Source organism: Serratia sp. A07, assembly GCF_058725505.1.
On sequence record NZ_JBZXDO010000172.1, the window covers coordinates 1 to 1,211 of the forward strand.

The window sequence follows — 1,211 nt, forward strand, 5'->3', positions numbered from 1 at the left end:
CAGACAGCTTGCTCAAATCGAACGGCTGCTTGGTCGGGATAATCCCATGGTGCGCCGTGATTTTTTTGTCGTTCCAGATGCGGGAAACAAAGGCCCTGTCGAGCCTGGCCACGTTTTCGCTCTGCGTTGGATCCGTGCGGGTAACCGCACTCAGCACATCGGCAACCTCTTCCCGCATCGATGTCGGCAGATAGCCGCAATCCGTCCGGGGATATGTGGTCGCTTTGTGCGTTTCATACAGCGACTGCGCGATACTCAGCACCTGGTTTGCGCTCATCCCCCACTTGCGTGAGCAAGCCTGCTGCAGCGTTCCCAGGTCAAAGGCCAGCGGCGCGGATTCTTTCTTGCGATCGGTCCCTACCTCAAGCACAACGGCATGACCTGTTTGCTGACACAGCTGCACGACGGCCTGCGCCACATTCTGCTGAATACAACGCTTCTCGTCATCACAGTAGTTAGCGGCCGGCACCCAGTTCGCAGGAAAAGTAATGCCATCCTTTTGCAGGTTCGCCCTGACTTGCCAGTAGGGTTTGGAAATAAAGTTGGCGATTTCGCGGTCACGGTTCACGACCAGCGCCAGCGTGGGGGTCTGTACCCGCCCGATCGACAACACCTCGCCGTATCCCTGTTCCCGCGCCTTTAGAGTATAAAGTCGGGTCAGGTTCATCCCCGTCATCCAGTCAGCCCGGGCGCGTGCCAGGCCGGCCTCATACAAGGGTGCTGTCTTCTCGCCAGGGAGTTTGTTTGCCAGAGCATGCCGGATACTGGCCTCGTCCAGCGCAGACAACCAGAGCCGTTGGACCGGGCCGGTAAAGTGGCAATGCTCCAGTAATTCGCGTGCGATCACTTCCCCCTCACGATCCGCATCGGTCGCAATCACTACAGAATCAACCTGTTTGAGCAACCCACGGATGACCGCAAACTGATCGGCAGTGTCTTTTTTTACCGCCATTTTCCACTGAGCAGGCACGATAGGCAGCACAGACTCTCGCCAGGGGTTACCGAACTGTTCACCGTAGGTCTCCGGCTGAGCCTGCTCCAGCAGGTGCCCGATTGCCCAGGTAACGATGACGCCGGCGCCCGCCAGATAGCCCTGCTTACGCTGGGTCGCCCCGAGAATGGCGCCGATATCTTTACCCTGGCTGGGTTTCTCACACAGGTAGAGCTGCATCAGATAACCTCCCTCAGCCCTGACCTTTGGCAACCTGCTG

1 protein-coding gene is annotated in these 1,211 nt (G+C 58.2%); it reads right to left on the reverse strand.

Annotated features, from left to right (window positions below; translation table 11 throughout):
• Positions 1-1,171 (reverse strand): DNA topoisomerase III (gene topB, locus AC4PR2_RS28940; protein ID WP_492176055.1); only part of this gene is annotated, 1,171 nt, incomplete at its 3' end.
• Positions 1,172-1,211 lie beyond the last annotated feature (40 nt).